The following is a 15,948-nucleotide window of genomic DNA, read 5'->3' as shown; positions in this document are numbered from 1 at the left end:
CATTAAATTTTCATTACTATTTCCCGGCGATTTTTTTAAATTTCCGGGAATAATTTTATGAAAAGAACCATCATCGCCTTGGTAACGGCAGGCCTGCCGTTTGCCGCAGCGGCGGAAGTAACCCTGTACGGCCAAATCAAAAGCAGCGTATCGGCAGGTCAGGTCAGAATCAAGGGAGGTTCGGGCACGGAGAAAAGTCCGACCGTAACCAAAATCAACGACAACACATCACGCATCGGCTTCAAGGGCAGCGAAAAAATCGGCGATGATTTGAAAGCCATCTGGCAGGTTGAGCAGCGCACGTCTGTTTTAAACGAAAGCAACAGCACCAATTGGGGCAGCCGTGATTCCTTCATCGGTTTGGAAGGCGGGTTCGGTAAAATCCGTGCGGGTCACATGAATAACCTGCTCAATGAGATGGATACCATCGACACATGGCTGTACAAATCCAGCGCACTGGGTTTGGGGGCATATGTCCGCACCGGTTCGCGCACGACTTCCGTGCGTTACGACAGCCCTTCGTTCGGCGGTTTGAAAGCGAACCTGCAATATTCTCCGCGCGACAACCAGAATCCGAGCGACAGAAACACCCATGCCGAACCCGGCCGCGATCAGTACAATGTCGGCCTGACTTACGAAAACAGCGGGTTCACCGCCAATCTGGCCTACAACCTGCGTAAAAACCGTTATGCCGAAACGGGCGGCGGCGAAAGAAAAGACGGTCATGTCGTCCGCCTGGAAAGTTATTACGACAAGGATAATCTGTTTTTGGGTTTGGGCGCGCAATACGCCAGAGGCAATGAAACCGCCAACGATTATCTGGCCATTTTTACCAGCGGTTTCAATACTTACAACGGCAGCGGCATAACCGCCGATACGGGCAAGCAGGAAGCCGTCAAGGTAGTTGATGCCGCCGTTACCGCCGGTTACAACTTCGGCAACTGGCGGCCGCGTATTTCTTATGCCCGCGGCTGGCCGGCCAAGGGGGTGGAAAGCGGTGAGAAACTGGTAGACAAATTCGATCAGATTATCGTCGGCGGCGATTACACGTTCAGCAAGCGCACGGCGTTGCGCGGACAAATCGGCTATCTGCGCGTCGGCGGCAAAACCCGCCTGACTGCGGCGGAGCGGGGCAAAATCGAGCAGAGCGGCGCATCGTTGGGTATGGTGCATAAGTTCTGACCGCCCGATAAACGGATAAAACCTGCCCGAAGGGAATCGGGCAGGTTTTTTTTGCCGTTTCAGACGGCCTCTGTGTTAGTTCGGCGGCTTTCCGTATCCGAAAGTTGATCGATAATCGGGCAGTCAGGGCGATTGTCGCCGCCGCAGCAGTCGTGCCAGTTTTTCAATGTGTTTACCATGTCTTGCAGGCGGTCGATTTTGGCTTGCAGCGTAGCGATGTGCTCGGCGGTCAGCCGTTTGACTTCGGCGCTGGTGCGTTGCGGGTTGCTTTTCAGTTGCAGTAGCGTTTTAATCTGCGCCAGAGAGAAATCCACGTCGCGGGCGTGCCTGATAAAGCTCAGGTTTTCCAAATCCTGTTCGGTATAGCGACGGTAGCCCGATTCGCTGCGTCCGGCGGGCCGGATAAGGCCGATTTTTTCGTAGTCGCGAATCATTTTGCTGCTCAGGCCGCTGCGTTTCGCCATTTCGCCGATGTTCATCCTGTTCCTTTCTTTTCAGACGGCCTCACAAAGCCGCGCGTCAAACATAAGGCCGTTTTGCGGGATATTAAAGAGGCCGTCTGAAACCATTTTTCAGACGGCCTGCCGCCTTTCTTTTGGGCTTTATTTGTCGCGGTTGGTCAGCGAAGGGGAGTATCTGCCTGCGCGTTGCGTCAATCGAGCGCGCAGGGCGTCGACGGAAGAGGGGACGCCGTCTTCGCAGAAGGTTTTATAGATAACGGTGTGCAGCGCGTCGTTTCTGCTCATGGTCGAACCGATGTCTTTCCAAGTGCCGTTGCGCGGGCTGATCCAGCGTTTGTTGACCGTGTCGCCGTAGCCGAACACTTTGTAGGACGAGCGTTTGCTGTTGCCGGAGCTGAAAGAAGTGTCGGCGCAAAACAGGCCTTCCGCACTCAGGTTGTCGTAACCTTGTGCGGATTTGACGTTTAACACATAGCGGATGCTGCGGTCGGGGGCGATTTCGATGCTGTCGGTCAGGATTTTCGGGGATTTTCCGTAATTGCGGTCGACATAGATGTCGAACCAGTTGCCGCGTGCGGGATCGGGAAATGCGGGCAGGGGGATGTCCGCCTCTTTAAATTCCCGCGCGTTTTTCTCGGCGGCACTCTCTTTGTAGCGGGTATTGACCAGAGAGTCTTTGTCGGTGGAACCGGCGGCGTAAGCATGGGCCGCGGCAAGGGCCAGAACCAGCAGACTGATGCGTCGCATTGCATTCTCCATCTTGAAAATAACGGCCATTGTAGGGTTTGGAAGGTGCAGGTGCAAGCAACTGCGGTATAATTAACCCAATCTTAATTTTGAAAAAAATACCATGACACAGATTTTGGACGTTACCGGCCTGCGATGCCCGCTGCCGATTCTGCGGGCGAAAAAAGCACTGGCGCAGATGGAGGCGGGCGAGGTGTTGACCGTCTTGGCGACCGACGGCGGCGCGCCGGGCGACTTTGAAGCGTTCTGCCGTCAGACGGGACATATCCTGCTCGAATCCACAGAAGCGGACGGCGTGTTTACGCTGGTCATGCGGCATAAATAGTCGGGAGGCCGTCTGAAAATGCGTATTGCCGCGTCTGCGGTATCGTTCGGCATACTGCTGGCGGGATGCCGCGCCGATACCGTGCCGCCGGAGCAGTTGCAGCGGCAGGGCAGGGAAGTCGTAGCGCTGTTTGAGCAGTCCTGCGCAGCCAACGGCGGCGACGGTGCCAAAGTGACGGCATGGGCTGAATCGCGCCAAGCGCAGAAGCTGGCGGTGGACGAAGTGAACAAACTGCCTCCGGGTATGATGGAATCGGGCGTACAGGTCGTTTGGCGGATTCAAAAAGACGGCGCGGATTATTACCTCGGCCTCTCGCCAGACAGTTGCAGCGTCAAAACCGCCAAGGCCGACGAAAACACCGTGCGGCAGCAGTTTGAAGAACTGGTCAAACGCGGGGCGCAGGGCGCAAACGTCGAATTGCGTGCCGACAACGCCGCGCAATCGCCGTTTCCCATCCGCCAGCTTTCCTACGCATGGCGGCCCGCCGGCAGCGGCAGCGAAACCGTACTGACCGCCAATACCTCGACGTCCGACCGTCTGCCCGTTCAGGCGGCATTGATGCTCACGCATCAGGTTTACCATTCCGCCCCGATACTGGAGCAGGACTGAGCCATACCGTTTTTTCAGACGGCCTCGTCATACGTTCGGGCCGTCTGAAACCCGAAACAGCCCTTCCGAATAAGGAACACCTATGCAAACCCTGACCATCACCCGCCCCGACGATATGCACCTGCACCTGCGCGACGGCGACGCGCTCAAAGCCGTTGCCCCCTATACCGCCCGCCAGATGGGGCGCGCCGTCATCATGCCCAACCTCAAACCGCCCGTCGTCAGCGTTGCCGACGCGCTTGCCTACAAAGCGCGCATCATGGCGGCGTTGCCCGAAGGCAGCGCGTTTACGCCTTTGATGACGCTTTACCTGACCGACCAAGCCACGCCCGAGCTGGTGCGCGAAGCCAAAGCCGCCGGCATCGTCGCCTTCAAACTCTACCCCGCAGGCGCAACCACCAATTCCGATTCCGGCGTAACCGACCTGTTCAAACTCATCTCCGTTTTGGAAGAAATGGCAAAACAGGGCATCCTGTTCCTCGTTCACGGCGAAGTAACCGACCCCGAAATTGACATTTTCGACCGCGAAGCCGCCTTTATCGAGCGTGTGATGAAACCCGTTTTGGCGCAAGTGCCGAATCTCAAAGTCGTGTTTGAACACATCACCACTGCTGAAGCCGCCCGACTCGTTTTGGACGCAGGCGACAACGTTGCCGCCTCCGTTACCCCGCAACACCTCCTGCTCAACCGCAACGACCTCTTGGTCGGCGGCGTGCGCCCCCATCATTTCTGCCTGCCGGTACTCAAACGCGAGACCCATCGTCAGGCATTGGTCGCCGCCGTTACCGGCGAGAAGGCGCACAAATTCTTCCTCGGCACCGACTCCGCGCCGCACGCCAAATCCGCCAAAGAAAACGCCTGCGGCTGCGCCGGTGTGTTCAGCGCCATGACCGCCATCGAGCTTTACGCCGAAGTGTTTGAAAAAGCAGGCGCGTTGGACAAACTCGAAGCCTTCGCCTCGAAAAACGGCGCAAGGTTCTACGGCATTCCCGAAAACACCGACACGATAACGCTCGTCAAACAAAGCCAAACCGTCCCCGCAAGCGTCCCTTATGGCGACGGCGAACTCGTCCCGATGCGTGCGGGCGGCGAGATAGGTTGGACAGTCCGCTATTGAAGATTTCGAACCGGCAGTCAGGCCGGTTTAACGATACTGACAGGCCGTCTGAAATGTTTTCAGACGGCCTTTTTATATTCTGAATAATTGTCATGTTTCATATTTAACAAAAATATAATTTAATTTATAATTTCAATTTTAAATTTAACAAGAGAGGGAAACGAGATGGCAATCAAGGATACCGCAACAGATTTTGAATTACCGCAAGATAATCAAATCATTTTTGAAGATGCGTCGGTCGCAGATATCGAAAATATGCTGGAGGGCGAAGTGGAATTGCTCCCCATTCAAGCCGACACGAAAGTCAGCCGACTTCCCACTGTCGAAACGGTAGAGATGTTGGCGGAGGAAGTTCCGCTCAAACCGATTAAAGCCGAAGAAATCACCATTCCGCAGCCCGCCGCGTCCGCCGTATCTGCCAAAATGCTGCTCGGCTTGTCGGCACTGCTTGGCGGGGGCGCAGTATTGGCAGCGGCAGGGAAAAGCTCCGGCGGTGGAGAATCTAAGAAACAGCCGGTATCCGAGAAAAACGTTCCGCAGCAGGATGACCGGGAGAACGACGGCGATAAGGCGGAAAGGCCGTCTGAAAACAATCCTGTCCATAACAATGACCAAACGGCACCTGCCCGACCCAAACCGGATGAGGCGGCAGGTAGCAAGGTAACGTCGCCCGAAACCCCGCCTGTTGCCGAAAAAGCGCAGATTACCACGCATATCTATTATCCGAACGGAGCATCGGCCAGTATTACTTCTCCGGAGGATATGGCGTTTGATACGGCTTCGTTGGAGTATTCGGTTGCTGCCGTACAAACAGAAACTAAAGCAGGCGGGCGGCATCTTAGCCTTCCGAATACCGGTGCGGAAGTCATCACACTTAATCCCGACAAAGTTGCTTCATCTATCTACGGACGGGATACCGATAAAGACGGTTTGATAGATGTAATAGACAGAGCACCTAAAGAATGGAACGTTTCCGAACGTGATTTGCGGATGTTTGCTTCGTTGGCTTATGAAGATAAGGAAACATTAGAAGCTTTGTTTAGAGGAAAACATGAAGACGGCTCTAAATATATTAGTCAAAAAGAACTTGTAAATTACGCGGATGTATCCGAATTGACAGGTAAATGGGAATTGCTCAAAGCCGAAAGTCCGGGAAGTGGTTTGGATTATGCTGTATTTGGTAATCGTAATGAAAAAGGAGAATTGGATAGTGTAGTTGTTGCGTTTAGGGGAACACAATTATTTAGTCTGAGTGATATTTGGGCAGATTTGAAAATTCTATTTGCCAATACCCCGACGCAAGCTACTTATTTGAATGATATTGCTCAATTTATAGATTCTTTAAATCCAAAAAATGTTTATTCTACGGGGCATTCATTAGGTGGATATTTAGCAGAATATTTTGCTGCGCACACAATGCAGCAAAAATATGATTGGTCTGTTAATTTCCAACATAGTAGCTTATTCAATCCCGCTATCCTTAAAATTGATAATAATTCAAGCGATAACTTAAAAAATGCACGTTATATGGCTGAATCATTCACTAAAACTCCTGTAATTGATAAAAGTGATATTACGCAAGATAAACAACTCTATAAAACCAATTCGTATGTAATTAAGGGGGAATGGGTGAGCTCAGGTAACTGGCTTTTTAGCGGATTAGGGGAGTATAACAACACAATTTCTTTTGATTTTAAACAATCAGATTGGTGGGGAAAGCATGATATGTCCAGTTTCTATGAAAAAGATGCTACTGGAAAGCTGGAAAAATATTTTTCATATGGTTCGCGTATTGATAGCCATTATAACAATCCATACAAAACAGACACCGACCGCGACGGTTTTTCAGACGGCATCGAAGCCAAGCTCAAAAGCGATCCGCAGGATGCTGACAGTACGCCATTTGCCGTTACCGAACCTGCGGTGGCCCCGGATGAGGGCATGAGTTTGGCTATTGTTCAAACTGAAAAGGCAGACGGCAGCATAGTCAGTGTCAAAGGTGTCGAGATGACCGGAACGCAAGAGGAGGGAAATACGGTGTACAGGCCGTCTGAAAATCCCGTAGTGGATTTGGGTACGGAGAAAATCCAGTCCGCAGCCGACGGCGTTCATCAGGCCGTTATTACCGTCAAAGGTACGGCCGGTGACGATACCATTGTCGGCAGTAAAGGTAACGACATTATTTGGGGTGGCTTGGGCAGCGATACCATCAAGGGTAACGGCGGCAGCGATACGATTGTTTTTTCGGCGGAAGACATCCGCGCCGGCAAAGTGGATACCGTTACCGATTTCGGCCGTGATGATTTTCTTGATCTGGGAAGGTTGAGGACGCTTTTCAGCGACCATCCTGAAAATTTCAAATGGGAAAATATTTTGGATAATACAGACATTTCGTCTTCGGCTTTGGTTTATAAGGCTGAAGAGCATACGTTGGCTTACCGTGCGGCGGGTTCGGAAAATGCGAATGTGTTTGCCCGTTTTGACGAACAGGCGGAGGTTTCGGCGTCTCAGTTTATCGGTTAACCGCCATTTTTATAGAGTGGAGGCCGTCTGAAATGTTTTCAGACGGCCTTTTCCTTTTGTATATTGACCAAGCCCTACAGCAACACTTTCTCCACGCCGCCGTTGTTGGCTTTTTTCACAAACTCGTCCAGCCAGTTTTCGCCGAGGATGTGTTTCGCCATTTCGATGACGATGTAGTCGGCGGGCATGTCGTTGTCGTCGGCGTAGCGGCTCAGACCCTGCAGGCAGGCGGGGCAGGTGGTGAGCATTTTGACGGGTTCGCCCTGCGGCAGCTCTTTGAGGTTTTTCTCGATTTCTTCCTGTTTGCGGAATTTGACTTGGGTGGCGATGTCGGGGCGTTTGACGGCGAACATGCCGGATTCGCCGCAGCAGCGGTCGCTTAAGACGACTTTCTGCCCCATGAGGCTGCTGGCCATTTGGGTGGCGTTCATGGTTTTGATGGGCGTGTGGCAGGGGTCGTGGTAGAGGTATTGCTGACCTTTCACGCCGTTCAAGTGCACGCCTTTTTCGAGCAGGTATTCGTGGATGTCGATGATGCGGCAACCGGGGAAGATTTCTTCGAAGCGGTATTTTTCGAGCTGGTCGTAGCAGGTGCCGCAACTGACGACGACGGTTTTGATGTCGAGGTAGTTGAGGGTGTTTGCCATGCGGTGGAAGGCGACGCGGTTGTTGGTGCTCATTTGTTCGGCTTTTGCCTTGTTGCCGCCCGCGTCCTGCGGATAGCCGCAACACATATAGCCGGGCGGCAGGACGGTTTGTACGCCGACGTGCCAGAGCATGGCTTGGACGGCGAGTCCGATTTGGCTGAACAGGCGTTCGGAACCGCAGCCGGGGAAGTAGAACACGGCTTCGGCATCTTCGGGCGCGGCGGGGTTGCGGATGATGGGGATGCTTTTGTCGTCTTCGATGCCGAGCATGGAGCGCGGTGTTTTGGCGGGCACGCTTTTGGGCAAAGGACGGTTGATGAAGTGGATGATTTGTTCTTTGACCGGAGCGGTGCCGACGGTGGCTTTGGGTTCGGCTTTTTGTTTTTTGGTGCCGACGGGCAGGAGTTTGCCGATTTTATAAGCGAAGTTCTGCGCGGGGAAGCCGGTCTGTATCATGGCGGCGCGCAGGGCTTTGATGGTTTTAGGACCGGTGGCGTTCAAAAATGCCATGCCCATCGATGCGGCGGGGGCGAAGCGTTTGTGGCCGGAGTCGGCAAGGTAGTTGCGGATGGCTACGGTTACGTCGCCGAAGTCGATGTTGACGGGGCAGGGTTTGACGCAGCGGTGGCACACGGTGCAGTGGTCGCCGATGTCCATGAGTTCTTCAAAGTGTTTGATGGAAACGCCGCGGCGGGTTTGTTCTTCGTATAAGAAGGCTTCGGTCAAGAGCCCCACGCCGAGGATTTTGTTGCGCGGGCTGTACAGCAGGTTGGCGCGCGGAACGTGGGTGGAGCAGACGGGTTTGCATTTGCCGCAGCGTAGGCAGTCTTTGACGGAATCGGCGATGGTGCCGAGGTCTGATTTTTCCATAATCAGCGATTCCGCGCCCAAAAGCTCGAAAGACGGTGTGTAGGCGTTGCGTAAGTCCGAGCCTTTCATCAGTTTGTGACGGTTGAAGGTGTGCTTGGGATCGACTTGGTTTTTGTAGTCCCAAAACGGTTGCAAATCTTCATCGGTCAGAAATTCGAGCTTGGTGATGCCGATGCCGTGTTCGCCGGAAATCACGCCGCCGAGCGAGCGGGCGAGTTTCATGATGCGCTCGACCGAACGGTAGGCCGTCTGAAGCATTTGGGCTTCGTCTGAATTGACGGGGATGTTGGTATGGACGTTGCCGTCGCCGGCGTGCATATGCAGGGCGACGAATACTCTGCCACGCACGGTTTTGGCGTGGATTTTGCCCAAGCCTTCAATGATTTTGGTGTCGGTTTTGCCGCTGAAGATTTCGGCGAGCGGTTTCATTACGTCTTCTTTGACGGACACGCGCAGGCGGAAATCTCGGAAAGCGGTGAAACAGCTCTCGTCGTCTTTGGCTTCGGGCGCGGCGTGGACGGCAGCGCCGTAGCGGGCTTTGTAGTCGGCAAGCGGCGTGTCCAGATTGGCGAGTAACCAGTCCCAACGCGCTTTGACGGCGGAAACGTGGGCAAGGGCGTGTTTGCCGCGTTCGCCCAAAAGTTCGGCGGTCGGCAGGTCTGTGCCCATTTTGTCGATGGGGAGTTTGCCCGAAAGATATTGCTCCAATGCGGCGCACAGGGTGAGTTTGTTTTGGATGGAAAGCTCGATGTTGATGCGTTCGATACCGTCCGAATACTCGCCCAGCCGTTCCAGCGGAATCACCACGTCTTCGTTGATTTTAAAGGCGTTGGTGTGTTTGGCGATGGCGGCGGTGCGGCTGCGGTCGAGCCAGAAGGTTTTGCGCGCTTCGGGCGACACGGCGATAAAGCCTTCGCCGTCGCGGGCGCGGGCGAGTTCGCAGATGTGTTCGGCGGCTGCCTGCACGGCGGCTTCGTCGTCTGAAACCACGTCCGCCAGCAAGACCATTTTCGGCCGTCCTTTGCCCGCCGCTTTGGTGGCGTAGCCGACGGCGCGGACATAACGCCAGTCCAAATGCTCCAAACCCGCCAGCCGCACGCTGTCGTGGGCGAGCAGGAAATCGCGGATTTCAACGATGGACGGCGTAGCAGTGGCGACCGTGCCGAAAAACTCCATACACACGGTGCGCGTGTATTTCGGCATGGTGTGCAACACGAAGGCGACGCTGGTGATGATGCCGTCCGTACCTTCTTTCTGCACGCCGGGCAGGCCGCTCAAGAATTTGTCGGTAACGTCTTTGCCCAAACCGACTTTGCGGAATTTGTGGCCGGGGATTTCCAAGCGTTCGGTTTTAACGATATTGCGGCCGTCTGAATCCAGCGTGTGAACGTCGAACACGGCGGTTTCTTCGTCGTGGATTTTGCCGAAATTGTGGCGCACGCGCTCGATGCGCAGCCATTCGCCCTGCGGGTTGACCATCTGCCAGTAGGCGAGGTTGTCCAACGCCGTCCCCCACAACACGGCTTTTTTGCCGCCCGCATTCATCGCCACATTACCGCCCACGCAGGACGCGTCGGCGGAAGTCGGATCGACGGCGAACACCAAACCCGCCTGATGCGCGGTTTCTTCCACCCGCCGCGTTACCACGCCCGCGCCGCAATGGATAATCGGATGTTTGCCGTCCAAGCCCGCCAGTTCGACAAATTCGACGCCGCGATGCTTGTCCAGCTTTTCCGTATTGATGACCGCGCTGTTCGCATCCAGAGGCACGGCACCGCCGGTATAACCCGTGCCGCCGCCGCGCGGGATAATGACCAAATCCAGCTCGATTAAGGCGCGCACCAAAGGCGCGACTTCCGCCTCCGTATCGGGATTGACGACGACAAACGGATATTCGACGCGCCAGTCGGTCGCATCAGTAACGTGCGTTACCCGCGCCAGCCCGTCAAACATAATATTGTGCGGCTTGGTGATTTTGCTCAAACGTTCCAAAATCTGCCGCCGCTTTTGGCGCGTTTCGTCAAAGCTGCCGTCAAAACGCTCGACCGCCTTTTCCGCCGCCGCAACCAATATATCGACTTGCGGATTGTCGTCGCGGCGTTTGCGGATTTCGTTCAACCGGTGGCGCATTTCCCGCACCAACGCGGCGCGGCGTTTCGGGTGCTCCAGCAAATCATCAACCAGATACGGATTGCGCACGACCACCCAAATATCGCCCAACACTTCAAACAACATCCGCGCCGAACGCCCCGTCCTGCGCTGTCCGCGCAAGTCTTGCAGAATCTGCCACGCCTCATCGCCCAACAGGCGGATGACGATTTCGCGGTCGGTGTAGGAAGTATAGTTGTAGGGAATTTCCCGAATACGCTGCGGGGCGGTAGTCGTGGTCATGGTGGCGTTCTTTGGTGTTCGGTATTTTTTAGTATTTGAGGCCGTCTGAAAACAGGAATGCGGCCAGAGGGAAGGTGTTAATGTAGTTTAATTTCCATTATTTTTCAATGGGAAAAAGGGTTTATTTTACTGCGCCGACGGGCGCGGATGACGGCGGGAAGCGGCCGGAGCGGTGGTTTTTGTTGACAATCCGTAGCCTGCGTTGCGGGCGGGCGGCCCGGGAAGCGAAATTTCAGACGGCCTCTGCCGCAGTGGCGGCATATTGTGCCGCGATACTTGGTATTTCGGATAAAAGCCGTTATAATGCCATTCTCTTACGGCGGGCCTCCCCGCATGGCAATTCGGAACAACGGGTCAGGGGCGGAAGCCAGCAGCCCACTCCGATGCGTCAGTGCCGGGGGTTCGGCTCGCCACCTCATGAAAAAACCTGTTTGCTTAGGCAAACAGGTTTTTGTTTTGTCCGGCCGGATCAAACCGCCGCTTCGGAGCGTTCGCCCGTGCGGATGCGGATGGCTTCTTCCACCGGCAGCACGAAGATTTTGCCGTCGCCGATTTTGCCGGAGCGGGCGGTTTCGATGATGACGTCGATGGCGCGTTCGACATCTTCGTCGGCAAGCACCAGTTCGACTTTGACCTTGGGCAGGAAATCGACGGCGTATTCCGCGCCGCGGTAGATTTCAGTATGGCCTTTTTGGCGGCCGAACCCCTTGACTTCGCTGACGGTCATGCCGGTGATGCCGATTTCGGTGAGGGCTTCGCGCACGTCGTCTAGTTTGAAGGGCTTGATGATGGCTTCGATTTTTTTCATGGTGCACCTGTTTGGGTTGTGCCGACGGGAGTTTCAGACGGCCTTGAAATGGGCAGCCGCAGGAAATGCGGACGGTTTGCCGAAATTAGCATAAAGCGGGGCTTTATTCAATCGGAGGCCGTCTGAAAACCGGATGTCGGAAGTGGTTGGATTGTCAACATTTCGAGTAAAAACACGGCGGTCGGATACAGCTGCGGGCGGCGCGGCAAACCGCGGCACAGGCTGATATTGCGGCAGGTAGGACGATACGGTGCAAGATGAAATTTATCCTCTATTTTCAGGTATTACGACCGTTATCGGCGTATAATACAGCCTTTCCCAACCGCATTTGAGAGCTGAATCATGTCTGTTGTGTTGCCCTTGCGCGGCGTTACCGCCCTTTCCGATTTCCGTGTTGAAAAACTCTTGCAAAAAGCGGCCGCACTCGGTCTGCCCGAAGTGAAACTGAAAAGCGAATTTTGGTATTTTGTCGGCAGCGAGAAAGCATTGGATGCCGCGACTGTCGAAAAACTGCAAGCCTTGTTGGCGGCGCAAAGCGTTGAACAAACGCCCGAAGCGCGCGAGGGCTTGCATTTATTTTTGGTAACGCCCCGCTTGGGTACGATTTCGCCGTGGGCTTCCAAGGCGACCAATATCGCGGAAAACTGCGGTTTGAAAGGCATAGAGCGCATCGAACGCGGCATGGCGGTGTGGCTGGAAGGTCGTCTGAATGATAAACAGAAACAGCAATGGTCGGCTTTGCTGCACGACCGCATGACCGAATCCGTGCTGCCCGATTTTCAGACGGCCTCCAAATTATTCCACCATCTCGAATCCGAAACTTTCTCCACCGTCGATGTTTTGGGTGGCGGTAAAGAGGCTTTGGTCAAAGCCAATACCGAAATGGGTTTGGCACTCTCCGCCGACGAAATCGATTATCTGGTTGAAAACTATCAGGCTTTGCAGCGCAATCCGTCCGATGTGGAGCTGATGATGTTCGCGCAGGCAAACAGCGAACACTGCCGCCACAAAATCTTCAACGCCGATTTCATCCTCAACGGCGAAAAACAGCCGAAATCGCTCTTCGGCATGATACGCGACACGCACAACGCGCATCCCGAAGGCACGGTCGTTGCCTATAAAGACAATTCGTCCGTGATCGAAGGCGCGAAAATCGAGCGTTTCTATCCGAATGCGGCGGAAAACCAAGGCTACCGTTTCCACGAGGAAGACACGCATATCATCATGAAAGTGGAAACGCACAACCACCCGACCGCCATCGCACCGTTTGCGGGTGCGGCAACGGGCGCGGGCGGCGAAATCCGCGACGAAGGCGCGACGGGCAAAGGTTCGCGTCCGAAAGCGGGCTTAACCGGCTTTACCGTCTCCAACCTCAACATTCCCGACCTCAAACAGCCGTGGGAACAAGACTACGGCAAGCCGGAACACATTTCCTCGCCGCTGGACATCATGATTGAAGGCCCGATTGGCGGCGCGGCGTTCAACAACGAATTCGGCCGTCCCAACCTCTTGGGCTACTTCCGCACTTTTGAAGAGAAGTTCGACGGTCAGGTTCGCGGCTACCACAAACCGATTATGATCGCCGGCGGCCTAGGCAGCATTCAGGCACAACAAACACACAAAGACGAAATCCCCGAAGGCGCATTGCTGATCCAACTGGGTGGCCCGGGCATGCTTATCGGCTTGGGCGGCGGCGCGGCTTCTTCGATGAACACTGGCACGAACGACGCCTCTTTGGACTTCAACTCCGTACAACGCGGCAACCCCGAAATCGAACGCCGCGCGCAGGAAGTGATCGACCGCTGCTGGCAGCTCGGCGACCAAAACCCGATTATCTCCATCCACGACGTCGGCGCGGGCGGCCTGTCCAACGCCTTCCCCGAACTCGTCAACGATGCCGGACGCGGCGCGGTATTCAAGCTGCGCGAAGTGCCGCTGGAAGAACACGGCCTCAACCCGCTGCAAATCTGGTGCAACGAATCGCAAGAGCGTTATGTGTTGTCGATTTTGGAAAAAGATTTGGACACCTTCCGCGCCATCTGCGAACGCGAACGCTGCCCGTTTGCCGTGGTCGGTACGGCGACCGACGACGGCCATTTGAAAGTACGCGACGATTTGTTCTCCAACAATCCCGTCGACTTGCCGCTGAACGTCTTGCTCGGCAAACCGCCCAAAACCACGCGTAGCGACAAAACCGTGAGGTCGTCTGAAAAACCATTCACTGCCAAAGACATCGACATCACCGAAGCCGCCTACCGCGTTCTGCGCCTGCCTACCGTAGCCGCTAAAAACTTCCTGATTACCATCGGCGACCGCAGCGTCGGCGGCATGACCCACCGCGACCAAATGGTCGGCAAATACCAAACCCCCGTAGCCGACTGCGCCGTTACCATGATGGGCTTCAACACCTACCGCGGCGAAGCGATGTCTATGGGCGAAAAACCGACTGTCGCCCTGTTTGACGCGCCTGCCTCGGGCAGAATGTGCGTCGGCGAAGCCATCACCAACATCGCGGCGGTCAACATCGGCGACATCGGCAATATCAAACTTTCCGCCAACTGGATGGCGGCGTGCGGCAACGAGGGCGAAGACGAAAAACTCTACCGCACCGTCGAAGCGGTTTCTAAAGCCTGTCAGGCATTGGACTTAAGCATTCCCGTGGGCAAAGACAGTCTGTCGATGAAAACCGTGTGGCAAGACGGCGAAGAGAAAAAATCCGTCGTTTCGCCGTTGAGCCTGATTATCTCCGCGTTCGCACCTGTCAAAGACGTGCGCAAAACCGTTACGTCCGAATTGAAAAACGTCGAAGACAGCGTATTGTTGTTTATCGATTTGGGCTTCGGCAAAGCACGCATGGGCGGCTCGGCGTTCGGTCAGGTCTATAACAATATGAGCGGCGACGCACCCGATTTGGACGATACAGGTCGTCTGAAAGCGTTTTACAACGTGATTCAACAGCTTGTTGCCGAAGACAAACTCTTGGCGTATCACGACCGCAGCGACGGCGGCTTGTTTGCGACGCTGGCGGAAATGGCGTTTGCGGGGCGTTGCGGATTGAATGTGGATTTGACTTCACTGGTTGCCAACCAAGCCGACGTCAACGAAGCCAGCATCCGCGCATTGTTCAATGAAGAACTGGGCGCAGTGATTCAAATCGCCAAACAAGATGTCGCGGCAGCAGAAGCCTTGTTCAAAGCGGCGGCACTGCCCTTGCATACCGTTGCCACCATCGGTACTGACGAAAAAATCGTTATCCGCAATCAGGCAGGTATCGTGTTGGAACAAAACCGCGCCGACCTGCAACGCGCATGGCAGGAAACCAGCCACGCCATCCAACGCCTGCGCGACAACCCCGCCTGCGCCGACAGCGAGTTTGCCCTGATTGGCGACAACGAACGCAGCGCATTGTTTGCCGACGTGAAGTTTGACGTGAACGAAGACATCGCCGCGCCCTTCGTCAACAGCGGCGCGAAACCCAAAATCGCCATCTTGCGCGAACAGGGCGTGAACGGGCAAATCGAAATGGCCGCCGCCTTCACCCGCGCCGGATTCGATGCCTACGACGTGCATATGTCCGACCTGATGGCAGGCCGCGTCCACCTTGCCGACTTCAAAATGCTGACAGCATGCGGCGGCTTCAGCTACGGCGACGTACTCGGCGCGGGCGAAGGTTGGGCGAAATCCATCCTGTTCCACCCCGCCTTGCGCGACCAGTTCGCCGCCTTCTTCGCCGACCCGGACACGCTGACATTGGGCGTGTGCAACGGCTGTCAAATGGTCAGCAACCTCGCCGAAATCATCCCCGGCACGGCAGGCTGGCCGAAGTTCAAACGCAACCTGAGCGAACAGTTCGAAGCGCGCCTGAGCATGGTTCACGTCCCCAAATCAGCCTCCCTGATCCTGAACGAAATGCAGGGCTCCAGCCTGCCCGTCGTCGTCAGCCACGGCGAAGGCCGCGCCGACTTCGCGCTTCACGGCGGCAAAATTTCAGACGGTCTCGGCATCGCGCTGCAATACGTCGACGGACAAAACCAGGTTACCCAAACCTACCCGCTCAACCCCAACGGCTCGCCGCAAGGCATCGCCGGCGTTACCAACGCCGACGGCCGCGTTACCATCATGATGCCCCACCCCGAACGTGTGTACCGCGCCGCACAAATGAGCTGGAAACCGGAAGACTGGACGGAACTGTCCGGCTGGTACCGCCTCTTCGCCGGAGCAAGGAAGGCTTTGGGTTAACCGGCAGGCTGATTTGATTCGGCTTTAAA

At 55.3% G+C, this 15,948-nt stretch carries 10 protein-coding genes and 1 other RNA gene; 7 read left to right on the top strand and 4 right to left on the bottom strand.

The genetic code is table 11. The features are described 5' to 3' along the window. The first annotated feature begins 57 nt into the window (after window positions 1-57). On the top strand, window positions 58-1,182 hold the full coding sequence (locus ACI43T_RS05350; RefSeq protein ID WP_405385753.1) for a porin: 1,125 nt from the start codon (window positions 58-60) through the stop codon (window positions 1,180-1,182). Window positions 1,183-1,241: 59 nt separating this feature from the next. Here the strand turns inward: ACI43T_RS05350 and cueR are convergent, their stop codons facing one another. Together cueR and ACI43T_RS05340 are read right to left on the bottom strand one after the other, a co-directional pair. Continuing rightward, entirely contained in the window at window positions 1,242-1,661 is a 420-nt protein-coding gene (gene cueR, locus ACI43T_RS05345; protein ID WP_405385752.1) for a Cu(I)-responsive transcriptional regulator, read from the bottom strand. Window positions 1,662-1,784: 123 nt separating this feature from the next. After that, window positions 1,785-2,390: a CNP1-like family protein gene (locus ACI43T_RS05340; protein WP_039850794.1), complete on the bottom strand. Its 606-nt coding sequence runs from the start codon at window positions 2,388-2,390 to the stop codon at window positions 1,785-1,787. A 103-nt stretch (window positions 2,391-2,493) separates the two neighbouring features. Here ACI43T_RS05340 and ACI43T_RS05335 point away from each other — a divergent pair, with 103 nt between their 5' ends. The 4 genes from ACI43T_RS05335 (at window position 2,494) to ACI43T_RS05320 (ending at window position 6,964) form a co-directional block, all read left to right on the top strand. Beyond that, complete coding sequence (locus tag ACI43T_RS05335) at window positions 2,494-2,715, top strand: sulfurtransferase TusA family protein (RefSeq protein WP_009173951.1); 222 nt, start codon at window positions 2,494-2,496, stop codon at window positions 2,713-2,715. 18 nt (window positions 2,716-2,733) lie between these two features. Further along, window positions 2,734-3,324 carry an NMCC_0638 family (lipo)protein gene (locus tag ACI43T_RS05330; RefSeq protein WP_405385751.1) on the top strand — a complete coding sequence of 197 codons (591 nt, stop codon included), beginning with the start codon at window positions 2,734-2,736 and terminating at the stop codon, window positions 3,322-3,324. An 82-nt stretch (window positions 3,325-3,406) separates the two neighbouring features. Next, entirely contained in the window at window positions 3,407-4,441 is a 1,035-nt protein-coding gene (pyrC, locus tag ACI43T_RS05325; RefSeq protein WP_405385750.1) for a dihydroorotase, read from the top strand. 165 nt (window positions 4,442-4,606) lie between these two features. After that, the gene (locus tag ACI43T_RS05320) at window positions 4,607-6,964 is read left to right on the top strand and encodes a hypothetical protein (protein ID WP_405385749.1); all 2,358 of its coding nucleotides are present in this window, start codon (window positions 4,607-4,609) and stop codon (window positions 6,962-6,964) included. 74 nt (window positions 6,965-7,038) lie between these two features. On the opposite strand, the gene ACI43T_RS05315 is transcribed toward ACI43T_RS05320, so the two are convergent. Next, window positions 7,039-10,872 carry a DUF3683 domain-containing protein gene (locus ACI43T_RS05315; protein ID WP_405385748.1) on the bottom strand — a complete coding sequence of 1,278 codons (3,834 nt, stop codon included), beginning with the start codon at window positions 10,870-10,872 and terminating at the stop codon, window positions 7,039-7,041. 318 nt (window positions 10,873-11,190) lie between these two features. Here ACI43T_RS05315 and ffs point away from each other — a divergent pair. Then, window positions 11,191-11,287, top strand: an RNA gene (gene ffs, locus ACI43T_RS05310) — signal recognition particle sRNA small type. A 54-nt stretch (window positions 11,288-11,341) separates the two neighbouring features. On the opposite strand, the gene ACI43T_RS05305 is transcribed toward ffs, so the two are convergent. After that, window positions 11,342-11,680, bottom strand: a complete 339-nt coding sequence (locus ACI43T_RS05305; RefSeq protein ID WP_009173947.1) for a P-II family nitrogen regulator — start codon at window positions 11,678-11,680, stop codon at window positions 11,342-11,344. A 342-nt stretch (window positions 11,681-12,022) separates the two neighbouring features. On the opposite strand from ACI43T_RS05305, the gene purL reads away from it, so the two are divergent. Further along, on the top strand, window positions 12,023-15,919 hold the full coding sequence (gene purL, locus ACI43T_RS05300; RefSeq protein ID WP_405385747.1) for a phosphoribosylformylglycinamidine synthase: 3,897 nt from the start codon (window positions 12,023-12,025) through the stop codon (window positions 15,917-15,919). The last annotated feature ends 29 nt before the right edge of the window (window positions 15,920-15,948 follow it).

The sequence above is a fragment of the Neisseria oralis genome, assembly GCF_045062685.1.
Lineage (GTDB): Bacteria > Pseudomonadota > Gammaproteobacteria > Burkholderiales > Neisseriaceae > Neisseria > Neisseria oralis.
Note: the sequence above shows the minus strand (reverse complement) of the source record. Positions and strands in the feature narration are given on the sequence as shown.